This is a genomic window from Noviherbaspirillum sp. ST9 (assembly GCF_048799745.1).
In the GTDB taxonomy this organism is placed as follows: Bacteria; Pseudomonadota; Gammaproteobacteria; order Burkholderiales; family Burkholderiaceae_D; genus Noviherbaspirillum.
In genome coordinates, this window is the sequence record NZ_JBLWFR010000001.1 from 243,098 (window position 1) to 263,341 (window position 20,244).

Here is a 20,244-nt window from a genome sequence, read left to right on the forward strand (position 1 = left end):
GCCGAATATCTCCGTGCACTCTAGCGCATTTTTATTGCACTTACGCAACTTTAAATGGTGCGCAGCACAAGCCGGCGCGGTTAGGGGAATAGGGAGCGGGCACTCACACGCGCCGCGAAGGTGCCCAGGTGAATGCGAAACGCGCGATCGCCGCGATGCTGCGTGTCGTCAAAGCGGGACGGGTTCGCCTTCGACAAAGACCTTCAGTTCGCCTGCTCCGAATTGCGTCCACGCCTCGTTGGTGGTCAAGGGGGCGGTAACAATGATCGCGACTCTGTCGCGCGGGGTTGTCACTTGGGCGAAGTCCACGCTCAAATCTTCGTCCGACAGTTTGGCGGTGGCGAAGGGGTACTGGCGCACGATGTAATGAAGATGCGTCGAGCAGTGGGCAAACAGCGCTGTCCCATCGGACAGCATCATGTTGAAGGTGCCGTGCCGCGCAATTTCCGCGGTCAGTTCACGCAAAGCGGGGGCGAGGGCATCCAGTTCCGGGCGCGTGTCGCCGAACCGCCGGCGCAATTGCTGCAGGAGATAGCAGAAGGCCTGTTCGCTGTCGGTGGTGCCCACCGGTCGGAAGGCGCCGTCCAGGCAGGGGGCGAAATCCTTCAGGTCGCCGTTGTGCGCGAAGACCCAGTACCGGCCCCAGAGTTCGCGCACGAAGGGATGGCAATTCTCGAGAGAGACGCGTCCCTGGGTGGCCTTGCGGATATGAGCGATGACGTTCTTGGACTTGATCGGGCAGCGTTTGATAAGGTCGGCGATGGGCGAGGCCACGGCGGACTCGTAATCGACGAAGTGCCGCACGCCCGCACCCTCGAAGAAGGCGATGCCCCAGCCATCCTTATGCTCGTCCGTGCGGCCGCCGCGCGTGGCGAACCCCGTGAAACTGAACACGATGTCCGTCGGGACATTGCAGTTCATGCCAAGTAGCTGACACATGGTGAACAGGAATATTTCGATTGAACCTACAACATAGCATGTCCGGGGCAAACCGGCGCGTGGCGCATCACCAGAGCCAGGGATCGGTCTCAGGGCGCGGGAATTGCTGCGCCATGAAGTCGACAAAGCTGCGTACCTTGGCCGACAGCAGGCGGCGGCTGGGATAGACCAGCATCACGGTCAGCTGGCCGAGTTCATGGTGCGGCAGCAGGCGGACCAGCCGGCCGGCGGCAAGGTCGTCGCCCAGTGCGAAGGAGGGGCGGATCATGATGCCCATCCCTGCCAGCGCGCATTGCCGCAACAATTCGCCGTTGTTGGAGACGACCTTGCTGTTGATCGGCACGTTGACGGTCTCGCCATCCTGGCCTTTGGTCGGCCAGTAATGCCGCAGCTGCTCGTAGGAAAAGTTCAGGCAGGCATGCCGCGAAATGTCATCCACGCTGTCCGGCGCCCCGCGTTCCTTGATGTACTTCGGCGAGGCGCACAGAATCGCTTCCGACACGGCAAGCTGGCGCGCGATCATGCCGCTGTCGAACTTCTGGAAGTCGATAAAGATGCCGGCGTCGTAACTGTCTTCAACCAGGTCCACCGAACGGTCCGAAAGTGTCACGTCGAGTGTGACATCGGGGAATTTGGCGGCAAAGGCCGGCAGCAGGTGCGCCAGCTGCGTCTGGCCAAAGCCAAGATGGGAATAAAGCCGCAGTGTGCCGCTTGGCTTCTTGGATTGGGAGGAGGCGATCGCCTCCGCATCCTCGATTTCCTGCAGGATCTGCAATACGCGTTCGAGATAGGCGTGGCCGGTTTCCGTCAGGGACAGGCGACGCGTGGTGCGGTTGAGAAGACGTGTGCCGAGATGTTCTTCCAGGTCGGCCACGTGCCGGGTCACGACAGCGTTGGAAATGTCGAGCGCCTTGCCCGCGGCGGCAAAACTGCCCTGCTCGACCACCTTCGCGAAGACCCGCATGGATTGCAGTCTGTCCATCGTTCCTTATTGTTTCTGATTCAGAAATAGTGTCTTGCGATTATTCGTCTTTTTTGTGAGCGGCGCAATCTCTACACTGTGACTCATCGATGCGCGACATGCCGTCGCCGCCGAAGCACCTATCGAATCCATCTATCGGGAGTCTGAACATGAACGCCAAGCAAATCCTCGCCGCCCTCGCAGTTTTCGCAGCTACCGGCACCGCCTTCGCCGCCGACAACGGCATCTTCGTCGAGCACACCAACGTACCGTCGAACAAGACCCGCGCGGAAGTCCGCGCCGAACTGGAGCAGGCGGCCAGCACCGAGCGCGTCGCCGGCACCAGCGAGTTCGTGGAGCATGCGCAGGTTGCATCGACCAGGAGCCGCGAGGAAGTGCGCGGCGAGGCAGTGCAGGCAGCACGCAACCAGACAGGGCGCGCACTGTACTTCGGCGGCTGATTGCCGGAACCGGCATGTACGGCCAGGAAAGGCGCGCTGCAGGGCGCGCTTTTTTTTGTGCCTGCCGGAGGCGATTCGATACCCCATCCGGACGGCAACTGAACGAAAACGGAACACTATCGGACAGATGTCATGTGGGTTTTCCGGTCAGGGGAAAACAAGCGTAAAGGAATCAAGCATTTGCAGAAGTGGCACGCCACTTGCGACATGCCGGGGGACTGACTTCTGCGGGGCGCAGCCCATCCTTGCCCTGCCAGCGACGTCTTATCCTCTCCGGTTCCCGCCATTGTCTGTGCAAGCAGGCGTGGCGGGTTTTTTTTGAGGGTGCGAACGAAATACCCATCATGCAGCCGCGCCTCGGTGCCTGGTTGCCTATCGACGGCGGTGCGGTGATGTCAATGCTTTACATCTCTCGACATCGCATCCTGCGGATATTCCGATAATGAACTGCAATTTCGATGGTGCCGGAGCGTTGCCCGGCACCTGAAAAGAGACGCTGCTCCCCGCAAATGATCGATTTTCACGAAGTATTCTTACTTGTTGGTGCGCGAATCTTGTTCTCATCGCGCTTCATGCCCATCCGCCGTCCCGTGACACATTCCATGCGGAATCCGTATTCGCCGCGACGGGGGTGATACACCGCAGGACAGGGCATCCTCTCATGCAGGCTGAAAAGCCAGAGAAATCAAACCGTTGCCGAGACAGGCGTATGTTTTGCTTGAGGCTCGCGACCGCATCAGGCACGGGGCGCAGGCGGCAGTGCTCCTCGATGGCGTATCGCCAGCGGTTCGTTTTAGACAAGAGGGAAGCACCATGACGCAATCGAGAACGCAAGAGATGAAGCAGGCGGCAAGGCATGACAGTGTGCGCGCTACCTATCGATCGCGGCCCCACGACATCCACAATCTCTACGTCAGCCTGAAGCAATGGCGGATATTTCATGCCGTCGTTGATTGCGGCGGCTTCGCAGAAGCGGCCAAGTCGCTGCACCTGAGCCAATCCACCATCAGTTACACGGTGTCCAAACTTCAGGAGCAGCTAGGTACGCCACTGCTTCGCATCGAGGGGCGCAAGGCCATCCTCACGCCGGAAGGACGCGCGCTTCTCGAGCGCTCCCGCAATGTCCTCAAGGAAGCAGTCGAGCTGGAAAACTTCGCGAAGAATCTCGGCCAGGGGTGGGGCGACGAAGTACGCCTGATCGTCGACCATAACTTTCCAGTGCATCTCCTTACTCAGGCACTGAGCAAGTTCACCGAGATCGGAAAGGGCGCAGCGCATGTCTGCCTGCGCGAGGTGCCCATCTTGCAGGCGGAAGACATTGTGCGCGACCCGAATGTGGACCTCGCCATCAGCGAACGTGTTCCGCTTGGTTATCTCGGCGAGCCTCTCACCGAAGTCGAATACGTTGCCGTAGCCCACCCCGGCCATGCCCTGATGCATTTGGAACGCGAGCCGAGTTCAATGGATCTCGCGCAGCACATCCAGATCGAAATGGGGCCGGGAAGCGGGGCTGGCAAGCCGGCGGGAGGCGGCCCGAAGCAGATACGCCGCTGGACGATGAACAGTTTCGACACGGTGGTTGCCGCCGTCTGCGAAGGGCTGGGGTATGCCTGGCTGCCGAAACACCGTGTTCAGAAATGGCTGGACCTGGGGCAGCTGGCATGTCTGCCCCTCGGCGACAAGCATGCGTACAAATCGATGCTCTATCTGATTCACGGCCGGCCCTGGTTCACGACGCCGGCGGCAAGCCGGCTGGCCGAAGTGTTGCGCGGTTACGCCGCAAAGGAGAGTGCGCGCCATGAGGGCGCGCCGCGTGCGTGATTCGAAGGCAGTCGCGTTACGGATGCGCGCCCGTCACTTGTGCACTTCGAGGTCGGGCTTGGCGTTGCTCAGGAACGGCGCATGCGCCTGAGCCACCGTATCCGGCCTGATATTGTATTTCTCGATCAGGCGGTACAGCGTCACGCGCGACACGCCCAGCAGCGATGCTGCGCGCGAGATCTGGTTGCGCGACTGCGAGAGTGCGCGGCGGATCATCATCCGTTCGGCAGCCGCACGCGCATCTTCGAGCGACATCAGTTGTGATTGGTCATTGCTGCGGTCAAGGCCAAGGTCCTCCGGCTGGATGAAGCGGCCTTCCGCCATCACCGTCGCGCGTTGCACGCGGTTCACCAGCTCGCGCACATTGCCCGGCCAGGAATGGCTAAGCAGTGCATTCATTGCCGCCTTGGAGAAACCGCGCAGGCTGCGGTTGTGCATGCTCGCGAACTGATTGAAATAATGCTTCGCGATATCCTCGATATCCTGGCCGCGGTCGGCCAGCGGCGGCATGCCGATGTTGACGACATTGATGCGGTAGTAGAGGTCTTCCCGGAAGCGTCCCTGGCGCACCGCTTCGGCAAGATCGATATGTGTCGCCGCGATGACGCGCACGTCGATCTCGATCGAATCGTTTCCGCCGACGCGCTCAATGGTTTTCTCCTGCAGGAAGCGCAACAGGTTAACCTGCATGTCGAAGGGCATGTCGCCGATCTCGTCGAGGAACAGCGTGCCGCCCTGCGCCGCTTCGATGCGACCGATCTTGCGCTGGCTCGCGCCAGTGAACGCGCCCTTCTCATAACCGAAGAGTTCGGACTGGAACAGCTGCGGCGCGATTGCCCCGCAATTCACGGCCACAAAGGGCGCGTCGCGCCGTGCGGACTGACGATGGATCGACAGGGCGGCAAGTTCCTTGCCGGTGCCCGACGGGCCGGTAATCAGTACGGAGGCGTCCGTGCGCGCCACCTTGTTGAGCTGGCTGAACAGCTGCTGCATCTGTGGCGTACGTCCCACCATGACGAAGTCCGCGCCATCCGGCGCAGGAGCAGGAGAGGCATCGCGCTTGAGGTCACGCATGAATGCCATGCCCCACGCATGGCGCAGTGTCAGGGCAATGTGGTCGAGGTCGGCGGGCAGAGTAATGAAGTTGAACAGGTGCTCGCCAATGAATTCACGCATGCGCGGCATCGAGATCAACTCTTGCGCGACGAGGCCGACCCAGGAGATGCGGTTGTTGCTGACGAAGGGCTCGCATTTGTCGATGTGCGCGAGCTCCGCTTCCTGCGTAACGATCAACAGGCCGACCCGGCAACCGCTTTCGACGGCCTGATAGGCGGATTCGAGCGTGAAGCATTCAATCAGATTGAGGCCGTGGTCCCGGAGCGTTTCAGTGTACGGGCACTGCTGTCCGTTGCGGCCGGTCAGTCGAAGGACCAGTACGGGCTGGGTCGTCGATGCAGAATTGGAGACGTTAAGCATGTCGCATTACCCTTGTTCGTTTTGTTTGGACCGGGGCGCGGCGGCATGTCCTCCGCTCGGCTTGGGCAGGTACTGAGACACCCTCCCATGTGCCGGAAATTGCGCCGGCGGCAGCGTTTTGGAGGACCGGTCAGAACGTGATCAAGGGCCGAGATTACCGTCTTTTAGTCACAGGAACAATGCCATAAATGCGGGAGTTGACAAGAACAGAATCGCGGTTTGTGCTCCGTCAAATAAGGATTTCTAACTTGAAATGACGATAAATAGGGGCTTTCCAAGGCATTTGCTTTGGAAAGCCGCATGGATATTGAATGTCCGGATTTGTTACTTTTAAAAATATTTTTCCGTACGGAAAAATATTGCAGGAACAATCATTGGGACAGCCGTGCCCGACAACGCCATAACGAATGACCTGAATCCGCGTACTTTTTTTCGAACGGCGTGATCGGGGATGTGGGAGGCAGCAGATCCACGGCAACCTCGCTTCCCGTCAACTGCGCCAGTGCCGCCGCGAATTCTTCGACGTAGATACGCCAGTTGCTCCTGCACTCGATGTCGCCTCCCAGGGCGACGATTGCCGGAAAGACCGCATGCCCGTGCCAGCGACGGGCAAGGTGCCCGATCTTCGGCCAGGGATTGGGATAGAGGATGAAATGCTTGTGCGGACGGATATTGTTGGCGAGCATCAGCCGCCAGTAGTCGACGAGATCGGCGCGCACGCATAGGAAGTTCGGCGGAAGCGCGCCCTCCCATGCGGTATTGCGCCCGAGACGATCCGCCGACTGGTCGACGCCGATCACAAAATGGCCTGGGTGCAGGCGCGCCAGATGGCGCGTCGACAGTCCGACGCCGCAACCGGCGTCGAGGATCAGCGGCGCGCTGCCTGCCGCACGCCAGGCGGCCATGCTCGAAGCGAACGCTTCCTGGTTGTACGGCATGACCGGTTTGCGGAACGCGGACTGCGCGTGCCGTGCGACGAGCGACGACAGCTGCTCGTGGATGCCCGTCTGGGCACTCTGGATCGGACTCGAATTCGCGTACATTTCAACTCCACTCGGCGGATCGGTAGACCTCGCTTGCGAAGTCGACGAAGGCGCGTACCTTGGGTGACAGATGGCGGTTATGCGGATATACCGCGTAGATATCACGTGGCGCGAGGCGATAATCGGGCAGCACAGGCACGAGGTCGCCGCGAACGAGATCGGCGTGCACGATGAAGGAAGCCGACGTCGCGATCCCTGCGCCTGCAAGTGCCGCGGAGCGCAGCGCAATGCCGGTGTTGGCCTGGAAGCTGCCTCTGACGGTCACGGTCGTGCGTTCGCCCTGCGGCGACGTCAGCGTCCATTCATGCGGTTTGGGTACGAGCGTATATGTCAGGCAGTTGTGACGCACAAGGTCTTCGGGACAGGCGGGCGCTCCGCGGCGCTCGAGGTAGGCCGGCGATGCCACCAGCATGGTCGCCGTCGTGGTGAGCCGGCGCGCGACAAGCGATGAGTCGGGCAGCTCGCGTGCAAGCCGCACTGCCACGTCGAAGCCTTCTTCAATGAGATCGACAAAACGGTCGTTGCAGACAAGGTCGACCTTCAGCTCCGGATAGCGCGCCATGAACGCGGGAAGCCATCGTCCCATGTCGAGGGTGCCGAACGCCATCGGCGCATTGATGCGCAAGGTCCCTCTCGGAATGGCATGATGCCGGCTTACCGCAAGGTCGGCGTCCTGCAGTTCATCGAGGATGCGGCGTGCCCGCTCGTAGTAGGTCTGGCCTGCTTCGGTCAGGGCGAGGCGGCGCGTCGTTCGGTTGAGCAGTTGCGCGCCGAGCTGCGATTCGAGCTGGCGGACCTGCTTCGACATGACCGTGTGCGATACATTGATTTCCGCGGCGGCGGCCGAAAAACTTCCGGCCTCCACCACACGGCAGAAGGCCTTCAATGCACTGAACTGGTCCATCCAAAACCTCGCTTTTTGATCCCGGAACGCAAAGGCGATGCCCTTCACGGGTGATACCCGTGTCGAGTGATTTGCGTTGGAAAGGGAGCCGACTGATATTGCCCGCCATCATGCCACAGGGCAGCAATCAGGCACAGTCGCAGCGAAGTTCCGGAAATCCACAGAATGCCGTGTATTCTGTGGCGGGGTTTTGTAATTAGTGCAGGGTGACCGGCTGACGCATCAGGGCGTCATATTTGCCGAGGAAGTCATCGATCTCTTCCACGGTCGGTTCGGTTGCGATGAGGTTTTCCACCTCTTCGCGGAATGACTTGGCGAGCGTGCCGCCAATGAAAATCTCGCGCTTGCCGGACTTGTCCATGATTTCGTATCCGCCAAAGCGCAAGGCTTCGCGCCCGTCATCCGCCCCGAACTCTACGACGCTGTACTGCTCGCTGTTGTAGATCAAGTTCATTTTGCGCTCCTTCTGCTACGGGATAAATTGAAGGTAACCCGTTTCCCATGATGCAAAAATGGGGCCACCTCCATCGATTTCAAGCCGTTGCAAGGATTCCCGCGGAACTGCCGCGAAAAAGCGGTGCTTCTGTAAGAAAGATCGGCACTACGCGTGCAAATCTTTAGTGAGAGTGAGTAAATTATCGTAAGGCGGTGAGGAAAGAAATGCACGGAGCTGCTCGATATGGGACGCCGTTGCCATTGCAATATACAACCGCTCTGGCTTGCCGCGCAGCATGCGATTCAACGTAACGCGCATGGTGAGATTTCCGGTGCAGCAAAGACAGCCGGGCGCAATGCGTGCAATCACGAGATCGGATGCAGTGTCATCGAGACCCGACACGGCATCGGGGATGCCTTCGAGAATGATTGCTGTCCTGACACCGCCCGCCATGGCCCAACGGATTGCCGCCTCACGCAATGCGGGAGTGGCGCCGGTAACGAGGGTCGCGCGGATCACCCTTTACGGTGTACCTTGCTCGGCTCGACACCCAGCTGCTTGAGCTTGCGGTACAAGTGGGTGCGTTCGAGTCCGGTTTTTTCTGCGACGCGCGTCATGCTGCCGCCTTCACGCATCAGGTGATGCTCGAAATACGCACGCTCGAAGGCGTCGCGCGCCTCGCGCAGCGGCAGGTCGAAGGACAGGCCGAACAGATGCGCATCTGGCTGTGCGGCTGCAGGCGAGGGAACGCTTGCATTTGGAATGGTTCCTGCCGGCATCGGTGCATAGTTATTGCCCATCGTCGGCATGCTTGCTTCTTCCTCCGGTGCAGGAACAGGCCGGGCATGGTAAACCGGCGCCGGGCGGACGACGTCGGTCGTTCGCGTCAGTCCCTGCTGGACCGCCTTGAGCAGCTTTTGCAGCGCAATCGGTTTCTCCAGGAAATTCAGCGCGCCGATGCGTGTCGCTTCCACCGCCGTATCGATCGTCGCATGACCGGACATCATGATGACAGGCATCGTGAGCAGGCCGTCCCGCTGCCATTCCTTGAGCAGGGTGACGCCGTCCGTGTCGGGCATCCAGATGTCGAGCAGGACAAGGTCGGGCGCACCTTGCGCGCGCGCATCACGCGCCTGCTGTGCGTTTTCCGCGGTGAGGACGACGTGGCCTTCGTCGCCCAGAATTTCCGAGAGAAGTTCCCGGATGCCCATTTCGTCATCGACTACCAGAATGTTTGCCATATGCTTACCTTGTGTGCTTCCGCTGTCGCTGATTATTGTGATGCGCGCTCTACAGGAGCAGGAGAGTTGTCACGATTTGTTTCAGGCCGCCGCGCGATTCTCGTCCGGCGCTAACTTTAACAGCAAAATTGCTACTTTGGCACCGCTGCCGTTCGACCGGTTCTTGATATCGATGCGGCCGCCGTGCTCATCCACGATCTTCTTCACCATCGCCAGACCGAGTCCCGTTCCGCGCGATTTCGAGGTGACGTAAGGTTCAAACGCGCGCGCCAGAATCTTCGACGAGAACCCCGGGCCATTGTCGCCCACCGTCAGGCGAACCGCTGTACGGCGTCCACCGTCAGGGTCGTCGTAATGCACCGCTTCCGTGGTCACGTCGATACACGGCTTGACGTCTGGCAATGTCCGATCCGCGACTGCGTCCTGCGCGTTCTGCAGGAGATTATGAATCACTTGCCGCAACTGGGTCGCATCGCCCATGACCTGCGGCAGGTCGGGGCTGAGCGCGGCACGAATGATATCGCGCTCGTCGCCGCCGACGTACAGGTGCAGGATTTCCTCCACCAGTGCATTGAGGTCAAGCGGTGTGAGGACGGCGGGCGGTGTCTTCGCGTAATCGCGGAAGTCGTCCACCATGCGTTTCATGGCCGAGACCTGGTTCACGATGGTCGCCGTGCTCTTGCTGAGCACCGCTGCATCCTGCCCCTCCAGCTTTGCTTCGAGCTTCATCTGCAGGCGTTCCGCTGAGAGCTGGATCGGCGTCAGCGGGTTCTTGATCTCGTGGGCAAGGCGGCGCGCCACTTCACCCCAGGCGACCGAACGCTGCGCGGAGATCACGTCGGTAATGTCGTCGAACACCACGATATAGCCCGTCCCTCCGGCCACCGGCAGGTAGGAGCCACGCGCGAGCAAGGTGATGTCGTTGTCGCTGTCGGCTTCGGTGCCGCGGCGCGGAACTTCGATCTGCTTCTGCCAGTGGAGATCGGACGGAGCATCCCCCGCCGATTGCGCGCGCTGCTCGGAGAATGCCTTCGTGATTGCGTTGGCCATTGGCTCGAGGCCGTCAATGGCGGACAAGGGCTTTCCGATATGGGCGTCGAATTCGTTCAGCAGGATGCGCTCCACCGATTCATTGCAGGTCACCAGCCTGAACTGGCTGTCCAGTACCATCACGCCAGCCGACATGTTGGCCAGCACCGATTCGAGATATGCCTTTGCATTCGACAACGCGGCGCGGTTGCGTTCCGCCGATGCGCGCGCTTCCGACAGTTGCCGCGTCATCGTATTGAATGACTGCGTCAGTGTTCCCAATTCATCCGATGTCGCCACGATCGGCCGCGGCGACAGATTGCCCTCGGCCACGGCCTTCGTGCCTTCGGCCAGGACCAGCAGCGGCTGCGCGAGATCGCCTGCGATCAGGAACGCCGCGGCAATGGCGCCGAAGATGGCGAGCAGCAGGGTCAGCGTCAGTGTCACGAGGTAAATCTTGCGCAGTCCCGTCCGTGCAAGCGAGCGCTCCTGATACTCGCTGTAGGCCGCGCGCAGTGCCTCCGCGTTGGCGGCGAGGTGGGCAGGGACGGGCTGCAGCAACTGCAGGAAGCGGGTCTCGCTCTGCAGCGACAGGTCGGAGTTCGATGCCGGGATTGCCACCACCACGCGCAGGCGCAGGTCCGCGGCGGCCCCGGAGGATGCGCGCTGCTCCTGCGCGGCAGGCGCCTGGCTCTCCTTTGTCGGGCTGTCGCTGAAATCAAAGCCTCCTTCGATGGCCGAGAACCCGCGCGTCATGCGCGCCTGGCGCAACATGGCCGCGGTGGGGAGGTCCGGCACCAGCGTCCCGAGACGGCCGCCGACAGTCGCGACAATATGACCGCTGGAAGTGACAATAGTTGCTTCCTGCATTTGACTTTGATCACGCAGGCGAGAAAGTTGCGTGACCTGCGCCGACTCGGACATTTCCGAAAGCTCATTCGCAATGCTGCGCGCCTTGGCGCCGAGGTCGGCAAGCGATGCGTCGAGCGCCGTGCGCCCAAGGGTCAGGCCGGACTCCAGCGCCGATTCCACCCGCACGTCAAACCAGGATTCGATGGAGCGCGACACGAACTGCACCGACACCATGTAGATCACCGTGCCGGGCAGGATGCCGACGACGGCGAACAACAGCACCAGGCGCGTCATCAGCCGCGAACCGAACTCGCGGCGTTTTCGTCCGCGGTACAGGCGTGCCAGCAGCAGGCCAACCAGCGCCAGCAGCGCGACGGCGATCAGCGCATTCAGGACCAGCAGTTCGGGGTAGTGGCGGTCGAAGAAGGCGGAGTTTTCGGACGCGGAAGCGAGCAGGAACAGCAGGATGCTGACGATGGCGCCGCCGACGACCAGGAAATAACGCAGGAACCGTTGCACTTTATTCCGCCCTGAACGTGAATTGCTTCCAGTCGGACGAGAAGCGCCAGTCCGAGCTGTTCATCGCATGGACCTGGAATGGCTTGGGGAGACGCGCCACGTCCAGTCCCATGCGGACGGCGACGTTGTACACCTCGCCCGACTTGAGCGCGCCCTTTTCGGCCACCACCCACCGGCTCGGACGGCGCACCAGCGAGAGCGCGTCGTCGAGCGAGGTGAAGCTTTGCTGCAGCCGACCGCTGATGGAGGCATGGTACTGGTGCGTGAGTACGTTGTAGGAGATGCGGATGGTCTGGGCGGCGGTCACCGCCTTTTCATCGAACCAGTACCAGCGCGGACGAGTCAACTGGACCTCGGTGGTGAAATAGAGCGGTATGCCGCGCGTGACCGCGTCTTCCAGACCGCGTGTCAGTTCGAAGGAAAAGCCGAGGGCAAGCTTGTAGCCGTCGTCGGAATATTCCAGCGCTGCCTGTGTGATTTCGACGCCTTCCGCGCGCACGGTTGTCGGCGCGAGCGCAGACGCCAGCAGCATCGCTGCCAGCATCCAGCTCGTCAGCAGGTGAAGGACAGGACGAATCACTCGTACGGGCGCAGGTCGGTCACAGGGGATGATCGTTGGTCAGGAAAACGCTTGCAGGACTGTCGGCGTCGCGTCCGGTGGGGATGTGCCCCGGCTCGCCTTGCCGACGTGGATCAGATGCCCCAGCATGCAATTCGTTCTATTCATGCGCCTGTCTCAGTGGGTAAGTCGGCGAAGATACTATCAGACCGCGCCTTTTTGGAATAGCGCATAGAACAAGCCATCGTGATCTTCCTCCCCGTTGGCCGCCGGAAGGAGCTGACCGGGCGCGGAGAGGCGGATGGCATTGTGACGTTCGGCAAAGGCGGCGGCCTGCAGCTCGGATTCCTTCGGCCAGAGCGAACAGGTGACCAATGCCAATTTACCATCGGGCTTGAGCATCCGCCACAGGTTGTCGAGGATGCGGCTGGAAAGTGTTGCAAGCTGCGCCGCGTCTTCCTTGCGCCGCAGCCAGCGGATGTCCGGATGACGCCGGACGATGCCGGAGGCGGTGCAGGGCACATCCGCGAGAATCCGGTCGAACTGCACGCCATCCCACCAGTCGGCGCTGCTGGCGTCGCCCGCCTGCAGGCGGGCTTTCAACTTCAGCCGGTCCAGGTTCTCGGTAATGCGGGCGAGGCGGGCAGGATCGCTGTCGAGCGCGAGCAGGTCGATGTCCGCGCACTCCAGCATATGCCCGGTCTTCCCGCCGGGGGCGGCACAGGCGTCGAGCACGCGCATGCCGTCACGCAGGTCGAGCAGGGGCGCGGCCAGCTGGGCGGCCGCATCCTGCACGGACACCACGCCGTAGGCAAATCCCGGGATCTGCGTCACTGGAATGGGTTTGTCCAGGCGTACCGCCGAAGGACCGACCACGCTTGCGCCGATCTGTGCGTCTGCCAGCGTGCGCATATATTCTTCGACCGACGACTTGCGCTTGTTGACGCGCAGCGTGAGCGGCGGCGTGCGGTTGCCGGCGGCGAGGATGTTCTCCCACTGCTGCGGATAGGCGCCGCGCACCGAGTCGATCCACCACTGAGGATAGTTCCAGCGCCCGGGGCCGTGTTTCACAACCTGCGGCATGAGCGAATCACGCTCGCGCAGGAAGCGGCGCAGCACCGCATTCACCATTCCCTTTGCATGTGCGATGCCCGCATCGGCCGCGGCCGCGTTAACCGCCTGGTCGACGACGGTAAAGCTCTCGTACGGCGCATCCGGCGTCATGGCGCTGTCGTCGCAGAGCAGGGCCAGCGCGCAGGACAGCAGTGCGCGCAACTCCGCCGGCGAGGGCGGTTTGGAGGCTAGCAGCCCGAGCAGCAGGTCGGCGCGTCCGAGCTGCCGCATCGTACGATACGCGATGTCTTGCATCGCACCGCGGGCCTGTGGCGTTGCGGCAGTCTGTGCAAATACCGCGGCAAGGGCTTGCGGCAGGGCCATGCCTGCTCTGACCTTGGCAACGGCATGTGCTGCGCCCAACAGGCTGAAGGCGAGGGAATCTGTTTTCAGTAAGGTGTTCGACATCGACATGCACGGCGGTCCCGCGCAATCTCCCGTAATAAGTTAAATCAGGTCTTGGTGAGGGCAAGCTTGGCGCCCAGGCCCACGAAGGTCGCGCCGACGACGCGCTCCAGCCAGAGCTTCACACGCGGATTGCGTCCCGCGCGCCGCGCCAGCGTACCGGCCAGGAAGGCCGTCCCGCTGTTCCAGAACATGCTGATGACGGCGAACGCGACGCCAAGCAGCAGGAAGGCCAGCGTTTTCTGCGGCGCATCGGACCGCACGAACTGCGGGATGAAGGCGAGGAAGAACAGGATCACCTTCGGGTTGAGCACGTTGGTGACCATGGCTTGCAGGAAGATTGTCTTGTGCGGGCGCACATCTCGCACGGTATCCGCAGTCGAAGGGCCACCTGGTTTGGCGAGCATCATGCGAATGCCGAGATAGATGAGGTAGGCGCCGCCGGCGAGCTTGATGAAAGTGAAGGCGGTCGCGGACGCGGCGAGGATGGCGCTCAGTCCGATCGCGGATGCAAGCGCATGCACGCAGCATCCGGCGGAAATGCCGAAGGCCGACATGAGGCCGGCCGATCGGCCTTGCGCAATGCTGCGCCCGAGAATGTAGGCCGTGTCAGGCCCGGGCGTGGCATTGAGCAACAGGACGGCAACGAGAAAGAGGCCGAAATCGGAAATTCCAAGGATGTCCATACATATTTCGCGCCCGGCGGGCCGGCGCGTTCTGGCAAAGACATCATTGTAGCCGCGTTGCCGCTCCTATACGTCCTGTCCGGCCTAGACACCCCACATGACGTCCTGCCCGTCGTTGCGGGCGGCGCGCAACATTTCCAGCAGGGGATAGGCGCGCGTTGCAAAGCTGACAAATTCGACGGGCTCATGCTCATTGTCATCGCCTTCGTCGCCATGATGCGCCAGCACATCGCGTTTAACCTCTTCGGACGTCGGGTGCAAGCGGCTTTCAGCGATTTCCGCTTCCAGCCTCGCCACGGCGTTCGGCGCTTCTTCCGACGTGATCACGCCAAGTTTGACGTCCTTGTTCAGCAAATCAAGAATGCGCTTGGCGTGTTCCTCGTACATCAGGACTTCCGCTGCTGCCTTTGATTTGAATGTAACTAGCATGGGGCCTCCGATAGCAGTCTCTACTTCTCAACATAGCATGAGTTTGGGATTTTGCTATAGGCCAAATCAGTGGGCGGAAGGCGTCGCCCGGTTGGCAACAAAGGTAAACAGCGCCAATGCTTGAGCAGCAATGCATATGGCCAAGGCGCCGCGCATGGCATCGGGAGGCGATGCCTCGAACGAGGAAAACATGTCGATCAGCAAGCCCACACCCCATTGCACGATGAACGATCCGACGAAAACCATGAGGTTAAAGGCACTGTTGGCGCGGCCTGCCAATGCAACTGGGAAAGCCAGGCTGACGCTGGTTTGCGTCAATGTCGTCACCGTCACGCAAGCGGCAAGGACAAGCCACAGCGCCCACGACGATGGTGCAGAGGTGGAAAGCATTGCCAGTTGCACGAGGATCGTCCCGCCCAGCCCGGTACCGATGACGCGCAGGGAGGAAAATCCGCGCGAACCAGCATGCGCGACATGTCGCGGCGCCCACCACGACATGCCGAGATAGGACAGCATCAGGCACAGGTTGAACACGAACAGGATCTGTGCCGTCTGCTGCTTGCTCATTCCCAGCACCGTCATCATCCACGGTCCCGCCCACAAAGTCTGCCAAGCGGAGAGACAGCCGTGATTGACGATGCCCAGCAGTCCCATGCGGCGGAAGAAGGGATCGGAAAAAATGTGGCCGTATCCCAGCGGGGCGACGCCTGGTGCAGCAGGTTTCGCTTGCGACGCGTGCTGACTGGCCTCGACTTTCCTCAGCAGGAAGAAGATCAGCGCCGATGTCGCGACGATCATTCCGCTCATGAGCCAGAACACGCCGCGCCAGCCGATCACCGGTAATGCCGCACTGACAGGGACCGTGGCCGCAAGCGCGCCCGAAGTGCCGGCAACCAGCATCCAGCTCGCCAGCCGGCTCTGCTGGTCCGAGGCAAACCATTGCCGGTAGGCCTTGAACGGCGCCATCAGGCAGGCTGAGACGCCGACGCCGATCAGCATGCGGCCCAGCCACAGGCCGGCCAGGGAATCACTGCTGGCAAAGATGGCCGCACCGGCAGCGGCGAACAGCAGCAGGGCGGATTCGGTGCGACGGGGGCCGTACTTGTCCAGCCAGATGCCGAGGGGGAGCTGCAGCGCGGCAAAACTCAGGAAATACGCCGATGACAGCAATCCGAGGTCGGCATTCTGCAGCCCGATGTCCGCCTGAAGATCCGGCGCGATGACGGCATTGATGGAGCGGAAAGCGTAGGACAGGAAATAGGCTGCCGCGAAACACAGGAAGATGCGCGCAGCGGCCAGTCCGCGGAGTGCCGCCATGTCAGTTCAGCTTGAAGGACGTGAGGAAGGTATCCACCGCTTCGCGCGGCAAGGCGCTTTCCTTGCCGACGGCGATCACCTGGTAAACACGCTTGCCGTTGGCGACGAAGCGGCCGAACAGCACGCGCGAATTCGCGCCGGCGGCTTCGATATCGATCGTCGTCGGAACGGCGCCGGAGGCGGATGCCGTTTCCTTGCGCACGCTGCCGCCGATGTTGCGCACCAGCGCCGTCTTCATCGCCGTCAGGGCCTGCAGTGCCTTGGCTTCATCGGGCAATTCCGCAGTCCCGACAGCGAACGTGACGCCGTCCACGTCCGCGGCTGTCATCGTCATCGAAACCTCGATGCCGTCGAGGTTGACGGTGCGCGTGTGCGACGCGGGTTTGGCGGGCAGGAGAACGACGAAGGGCGCCGCGGATCCGCGTACTTCGCGCCAGTCGAACTTGGGACTGCATGCAGCAAGCAAAACGACACAAGCAATGCATGCCGTCTTCGCCAGGAGGGAAAAGGGGGAGGTGAACATGGGCGACATGGTAGCAGTTGCGCCCTCTTCCGTCCCGGCCGTCGGTCAGCTTACTGAGCCGCCTCCGTCGCGGCGCTGTCGGCATGCGCTCTCTGGAATGCGCGCATTCCGAGCACGACGCCGGCGCAGAGCAAGGCAATGCCGGTGAGGACGGTCGCGGTTGGTGCTGCGCCGCGCCAGATGAACGCATAGAGCAGCGCCGACAAGGTTTCGAACACGATGAGCTGTCCGGCGAGTGAAGTCGGCAGTTTCTGGCTCGCCTTGTTCCACAACATCGTGCCAAGCCACGAAGCACACAATCCGAGCGTAAGCATCAGGCCGATGAACTCCGACGGACGCGGTCCGAGCGGGAAGTCGTAAGCAGCGGGTTGGAATGCCACGTACACGCCGTAGCCGGCGAAACCGATGAGTGCCAGCGGCAGCGTCGCCAAACCTTGAACGGTGGCCCACGTGGATGACGCGATGTGCGGATACTGTTTCATGTGCCTCGCATTCATGATCGGATACCAGGTCCACGCGGCGAGCGCGCCAAGCGTAATGAAGCAGCCCAATGCATAGTCCGAGATGGTGCGGCTGCCGTCGAGGTGCGCGAGTTCGCTTGCATTCACCAGCATCAAGCCGATGAAGATGATGACGAGCGAAGGGGCGAGCCGCCCCCAGGCCACTGCTTCCGACGGATGGCCGGGCGACCAGTTCGAACAGATGGCAATCACGACCGGAAGCGTCCCGATCATCATCGTCGGCAACGGCGCGTCGGCGAGCTGGATGCCGGTGGCCAGCGCGGCGTAATAGAGAATGTTTCCGACCAGCGCCAGCTTGAGCGCCGCGATCCAGTCATCCCGTGTCAGCGCGACGATGCGGCGGCGGTCGAAGTAGGCCGGCACCAGTGCAATCAGCCCGAAGCCGATATAGCGGCCGAACGACAGGACCAGCCCGGGATAATCGCCGAGCATGAGGGGCGCGACGAACACCAGGCCCCACATGAGGCCGGCGCCGAGCGCGCAAAGCAAACCGATGAACATGATGAATTCCGAAGTGTGGCAGCGGGCGCAAGAGCGCACCCATGACGCCGATTATCCGCGGCGGTTCAGTTCCGGTCTTGTACCGATTTGCTGTTGGTACTGGGCGGGCGTGACGCCGTAGGCGCGCTTGAACCACCGGTTCAGGTGGCTCTGGTCGGTCAGTCCGGCTGCGGCGGCCGCATCCGTCGGTGTGGCACGTTTGGCAAGCAGCGACTTGGCGCGGGCGACACGGCGCGCCTGCACGTATTGATGCGGCGTGACATGGAAGGCCGCGGAGAAGGTGCGGACGAAATGAAAGACGGACAGGCCCGCTTCAGCAGCCAGCATTTCGATGCCGAGGTTGTCGTCGAGATGTGCCTCGATGCAGTCGAGTACGCGCTGCATGGACGCCATCCGGCGCTTTTCGTTGGCCGAAGCCGGACGTACGTCGCGGACATTCTTTCCGTAGCGGGAGGCAATGGCATCGACCAGCGTCGTGAATTCCGATGCGAATGCTACATCGTCCGGTGCCTTCCACATGCGCTGGAAGGTGCGCCGGAAGTCCGCGGCAAGCTTCGGATCATGCACGCTCGCATCGGGGAAGTAGGCCTCGCTGCCGGCCAGCTCGAGCAGGGTTTCCGGCTCGATGTACAGCATCTGGTAGGTCCAGCCGGTATCGACTTCCGCCTGGCCGGTATGCAATTCGTCGGGATTGAGCAAGACCAGCGTGTCGGCCGGAGCGACGTGTTCCGACCCGCGGTGGCGGAAACGTTCGACGCCGGATTCGATTGCACCCAGCGAGTAGCCGTCATGTGCATGTGGCGCGAAGGCGTGATTTACCAGACGCGCCGAATACAGCTCCACGCCCGGCAGCTGCGGGCAGGCCTTGAAGGTGACGAACTCGGAAGGATGGTGGAACATGCGCGCCTCGATTTGCCGCCCGCAATGTTCCGGACGGCGCGGATGCCATCATAAAACGTTATCGGCATTCCTGCGCGGCGCGTTCAATGCTCCCTGAGTGCGCGACGATACTGAATTGCTTCCGCGACATGGGGCTGCGCGATCGTGCTCGCGTCGGCGAGGTCGGCGATCGTCCGCGCCACCTTGAGGACGCGGTGGTAGGCGCGCGCCGACCAGTTCAGCCTCGCCATCGCCGTGCGCAGCAGTTGTTCTGCTGCGGGATCGGGCTTGCAGTGTTCATCGATCTCGGCGCCGGATAGTGCGTGGTTGGCCTTGCCCTGGCGGCTGAGTTGCCGGTCGAATGCACGCTCGACCCGATCGGCAATCGCCGCAGTCGGTTCGCCGTCCGCCTGCTTCAGCATGTCTTCGTGGGGAAGCGCGCCGACCTGGATCTGCATGTCAATGCGGTCGAGGAGGGGGCCGGAAATCTTGTCCTGGTAGCGCGCGACAACATCCGGCGTGCAACGGCATCTATTGGCGCTGTGGCCAAGGTAGCCGCAGGGGCACGGGTTCATTGCTGCAACCAACTGGAAGCGCGCGGGGAAATCTGCCTGGCGCGCGGCCCTCGAAATGGTAATGTGTCCAGACTCCAACGGTTCGCGCAGGACTTCGAGAACTTTTCGGTCAAATTCAGGGAGCTCATCGAGGAAGAGTACCCCGCGATGTGCCAGCGAGATTTCGCCAGGGCGCGGCGGACTGCCGCCGCCGACGAGTGCCACGCCGGACGCTGTGTGGTGCGGCGCGCGGTAGGGACGCGATTTCCAGCGGCTGGCGGAATAGCCGCTGGTCAGGGACTGGACGGCGGCCGACTCGAGCGCCTCCTCGTCTGTCATCGGCGGCAGGATGCCGGGGAAGCGCGCCGCGAGCATGGATTTTCCGGTTCCCGGCGGGCCGACCATGAGGACACTGTGGCCGCCTGTTGCCGCCACTTCAAGTGCCCGCTTCGCCTGGGCCTGACCTTTGACGTCGGCAAAATCGGGGTACGCCGGCCGCATCGGGTTTGCTGCAGGGCGGTACCGGGAAAGCCTTGTTTCTTGCGACATTGCCGCAAAGTGGGCACATACCTGCAGCAAGGTGTCAGCCGGGAAAATGGTGGCATCACGGACGAGCGCGGCTTCTTCCGCATTGGCGCGCGGCAGGATAAATGCGCGCTGCTTGCCGGAATTGCCTGCCGCACGGTGCATCGCATAGGTCATGGCAAGGGCGCCGCGGATCGGACGCAATTCGCCGGAGAGCGACAGTTCGCCGGCGAACTCGTATTTATCCAGGTCGTCGGCCGGCATCTGGCCAGACGCAGCGAGAATGCCCAAGGCAATGGGGAGGTCGAAGCGCCCGGATTCCTTCGGCAGGTCAGCCGGGGCCAAATTGACGGTGATACGTCGTGCAGGAAATTCGAAGCAGGCGTTTTGCAGCGCGGCGCGCACCCGGTCCTTGGATTCCTTGACCTCGGTTTCGGGGAGGCCAACGATGGTGAAGGATGGCAGGCCGTTCGCGAGATGGACTTCTACTGTCACCTCCGGCGCGTGCATGCCGGCAAGGGCCCGGCTTTTCAGAACGGCCAGGCTCATC

General features: G+C 61.9%; 20 protein-coding genes. 2 read left to right on the plus strand and 18 right to left on the minus strand.

Annotated elements, in window-relative coordinates:
- Positions 1–168 precede the first annotated feature (168 nt).
- Both ACNOHI_RS01105 and ACNOHI_RS01110 read right to left on the minus strand, forming a co-directional pair.
- Positions 169–939, minus strand: a complete 771-nt coding sequence (locus tag ACNOHI_RS01105) for a class II glutamine amidotransferase (protein WP_420472785.1) — start codon at positions 937–939, stop codon at positions 169–171.
- 67 nt (positions 940–1,006) lie between these two features.
- Entirely contained in the window at positions 1,007–1,921 is a 915-nt protein-coding gene (locus ACNOHI_RS01110; RefSeq protein ID WP_420472786.1) for a LysR family transcriptional regulator, read from the minus strand.
- A 149-nt stretch (positions 1,922–2,070) separates the two neighbouring features.
- Here ACNOHI_RS01110 and ACNOHI_RS01115 point away from each other — a divergent pair, with 149 nt between their 5' ends.
- Together ACNOHI_RS01115 and ACNOHI_RS01120 are read left to right on the plus strand one after the other, a co-directional pair.
- Entirely contained in the window at positions 2,071–2,361 is a 291-nt protein-coding gene (locus ACNOHI_RS01115) for a DUF4148 domain-containing protein (RefSeq protein ID WP_420472787.1), read from the plus strand.
- Positions 2,362–3,174: 813 nt separating this feature from the next.
- A complete protein-coding gene (locus ACNOHI_RS01120) occupies positions 3,175–4,182 on the plus strand; it encodes a LysR family transcriptional regulator (RefSeq protein WP_420472788.1) in 1,008 nt (335 codons plus the stop codon).
- A 33-nt stretch (positions 4,183–4,215) separates the two neighbouring features.
- On the opposite strand, the gene ACNOHI_RS01125 is transcribed toward ACNOHI_RS01120, so the two are convergent.
- From ACNOHI_RS01125 to ACNOHI_RS01200, 16 genes are all read right to left on the minus strand, one after another.
- Positions 4,216–5,658, minus strand: coding sequence for a sigma-54 interaction domain-containing protein (locus tag ACNOHI_RS01125; RefSeq protein WP_420472789.1), 1,443 nt, complete (start codon positions 5,656–5,658; stop codon positions 4,216–4,218).
- 371 nt (positions 5,659–6,029) lie between these two features.
- Positions 6,030–6,701 (minus strand): tRNA (guanine(46)-N(7))-methyltransferase TrmB, encoded by a 672-nt coding sequence (gene trmB, locus ACNOHI_RS01130; protein ID WP_420472790.1) that lies wholly within the window; start codon positions 6,699–6,701, stop codon positions 6,030–6,032.
- Between the two features lies 1 nt (position 6,702).
- Entirely contained in the window at positions 6,703–7,605 is a 903-nt protein-coding gene (locus ACNOHI_RS01135; protein WP_420472791.1) for a LysR substrate-binding domain-containing protein, read from the minus strand.
- Between the two features lie 196 nt (positions 7,606–7,801).
- Positions 7,802–8,059: a DUF3567 domain-containing protein gene (locus ACNOHI_RS01140; RefSeq protein ID WP_088708802.1), complete on the minus strand. Its 258-nt coding sequence runs from the start codon at positions 8,057–8,059 to the stop codon at positions 7,802–7,804.
- Between the two features lie 147 nt (positions 8,060–8,206).
- The gene (locus ACNOHI_RS01145) at positions 8,207–8,560 is read right to left on the minus strand and encodes a GTPase (RefSeq protein WP_420472792.1); all 354 of its coding nucleotides are present in this window, start codon (positions 8,558–8,560) and stop codon (positions 8,207–8,209) included.
- A complete protein-coding gene (locus tag ACNOHI_RS01150) occupies positions 8,557–9,282 on the minus strand; it encodes a response regulator (protein ID WP_420472793.1) in 726 nt (241 codons plus the stop codon). Before ACNOHI_RS01150 ends, ACNOHI_RS01145 begins: the two co-directional genes overlap by 4 nt.
- Positions 9,283–9,363: 81 nt before the next feature.
- Positions 9,364–11,682 carry an ATP-binding protein gene (locus ACNOHI_RS01155; RefSeq protein WP_420472794.1) on the minus strand — a complete coding sequence of 773 codons (2,319 nt, stop codon included), beginning with the start codon at positions 11,680–11,682 and terminating at the stop codon, positions 9,364–9,366.
- Between the two features lies 1 nt (position 11,683).
- Positions 11,684–12,214: a DUF4390 domain-containing protein gene (locus tag ACNOHI_RS01160; protein WP_420473233.1), complete on the minus strand. Its 531-nt coding sequence runs from the start codon at positions 12,212–12,214 to the stop codon at positions 11,684–11,686.
- A gap of 231 nt (positions 12,215–12,445) precedes the next feature.
- Positions 12,446–13,762 (minus strand): 16S rRNA (cytosine(967)-C(5))-methyltransferase RsmB, encoded by a 1,317-nt coding sequence (rsmB, locus tag ACNOHI_RS01165; RefSeq protein WP_420472795.1) that lies wholly within the window; start codon positions 13,760–13,762, stop codon positions 12,446–12,448.
- Between the two features lie 44 nt (positions 13,763–13,806).
- Positions 13,807–14,439, minus strand: coding sequence for a LysE family translocator (locus ACNOHI_RS01170; RefSeq protein WP_420473234.1), 633 nt, complete (start codon positions 14,437–14,439; stop codon positions 13,807–13,809).
- 90 nt (positions 14,440–14,529) lie between these two features.
- Positions 14,530–14,874 carry a DUF1840 domain-containing protein gene (locus ACNOHI_RS01175; RefSeq protein ID WP_420472796.1) on the minus strand — a complete coding sequence of 115 codons (345 nt, stop codon included), beginning with the start codon at positions 14,872–14,874 and terminating at the stop codon, positions 14,530–14,532.
- 66 nt (positions 14,875–14,940) lie between these two features.
- Positions 14,941–16,191, minus strand: coding sequence for an MFS transporter (locus tag ACNOHI_RS01180; RefSeq protein WP_420472797.1), 1,251 nt, complete (start codon positions 16,189–16,191; stop codon positions 14,941–14,943).
- 1 nt (position 16,192) lies between these two features.
- A complete protein-coding gene (locus tag ACNOHI_RS01185; protein ID WP_420472798.1) occupies positions 16,193–16,714 on the minus strand; it encodes a hypothetical protein in 522 nt (173 codons plus the stop codon).
- 50 nt (positions 16,715–16,764) lie between these two features.
- Entirely contained in the window at positions 16,765–17,736 is a 972-nt protein-coding gene (locus ACNOHI_RS01190; protein WP_420472799.1) for a DMT family transporter, read from the minus strand.
- A 51-nt stretch (positions 17,737–17,787) separates the two neighbouring features.
- Positions 17,788–18,636, minus strand: coding sequence for an AraC family transcriptional regulator (locus ACNOHI_RS01195; RefSeq protein WP_420472800.1), 849 nt, complete (start codon positions 18,634–18,636; stop codon positions 17,788–17,790).
- Positions 18,637–18,719: 83 nt separating this feature from the next.
- Positions 18,720–20,243, minus strand: coding sequence for a YifB family Mg chelatase-like AAA ATPase (locus ACNOHI_RS01200; RefSeq protein WP_420472801.1), 1,524 nt, complete (start codon positions 20,241–20,243; stop codon positions 18,720–18,722).
- Position 20,244: the final 1 nt, after the last annotated feature.

Bases quoted from the DNA above. Each gene is read 5' to 3' on its own strand.
- ACNOHI_RS01125 (WP_420472789.1), bottom strand. From the start codon at position 5,658: ATGCTTAACGTCTCCAATTCTGCATCGACGACCCAGCCCGTACTGGTC.
- ACNOHI_RS01180 (WP_420472797.1), bottom strand. From the start codon at position 16,191: ATGGCGGCACTCCGCGGACTGGCCGCTGCGCGCATCTTCCTGTGTTTC.
- ACNOHI_RS01160 (WP_420473233.1), bottom strand. From the start codon at position 12,214: ATGCTGCTGGCGTCTGCGCTCGCGCCGACAACCGTGCGCGCGGAAGGC.
- ACNOHI_RS01120 (WP_420472788.1), top strand. From the start codon at position 3,175: ATGACGCAATCGAGAACGCAAGAGATGAAGCAGGCGGCAAGGCATGAC.
- ACNOHI_RS01190 (WP_420472799.1), bottom strand. From the start codon at position 17,736: ATGTTCATCGGTTTGCTTTGCGCGCTCGGCGCCGGCCTCATGTGGGGC.
- ACNOHI_RS01185 (WP_420472798.1), bottom strand. From the start codon at position 16,714: ATGTTCACCTCCCCCTTTTCCCTCCTGGCGAAGACGGCATGCATTGCT.
- ACNOHI_RS01195 (WP_420472800.1), bottom strand. From the start codon at position 18,636: ATGTTCCACCATCCTTCCGAGTTCGTCACCTTCAAGGCCTGCCCGCAG.
- ACNOHI_RS01150 (WP_420472793.1), bottom strand. From the start codon at position 9,282: ATGGCAAACATTCTGGTAGTCGATGACGAAATGGGCATCCGGGAACTT.
- ACNOHI_RS01115 (WP_420472787.1), top strand. From the start codon at position 2,071: ATGAACGCCAAGCAAATCCTCGCCGCCCTCGCAGTTTTCGCAGCTACC.
- rsmB (WP_420472795.1), bottom strand. From the start codon at position 13,762: ATGTCGAACACCTTACTGAAAACAGATTCCCTCGCCTTCAGCCTGTTG.
- ACNOHI_RS01135 (WP_420472791.1), bottom strand. From the start codon at position 7,605: ATGGACCAGTTCAGTGCATTGAAGGCCTTCTGCCGTGTGGTGGAGGCC.
- ACNOHI_RS01110 (WP_420472786.1), bottom strand. From the start codon at position 1,921: ATGGACAGACTGCAATCCATGCGGGTCTTCGCGAAGGTGGTCGAGCAG.
- ACNOHI_RS01175 (WP_420472796.1), bottom strand. From the start codon at position 14,874: ATGCTAGTTACATTCAAATCAAAGGCAGCAGCGGAAGTCCTGATGTAC.
- trmB (WP_420472790.1), bottom strand. From the start codon at position 6,701: ATGTACGCGAATTCGAGTCCGATCCAGAGTGCCCAGACGGGCATCCAC.
- ACNOHI_RS01140 (WP_088708802.1), bottom strand. From the start codon at position 8,059: ATGAACTTGATCTACAACAGCGAGCAGTACAGCGTCGTAGAGTTCGGG.
- ACNOHI_RS01105 (WP_420472785.1), bottom strand. From the start codon at position 939: ATGTGTCAGCTACTTGGCATGAACTGCAATGTCCCGACGGACATCGTG.
- ACNOHI_RS01200 (WP_420472801.1), bottom strand. From the start codon at position 20,243: ATGAGCCTGGCCGTTCTGAAAAGCCGGGCCCTTGCCGGCATGCACGCG.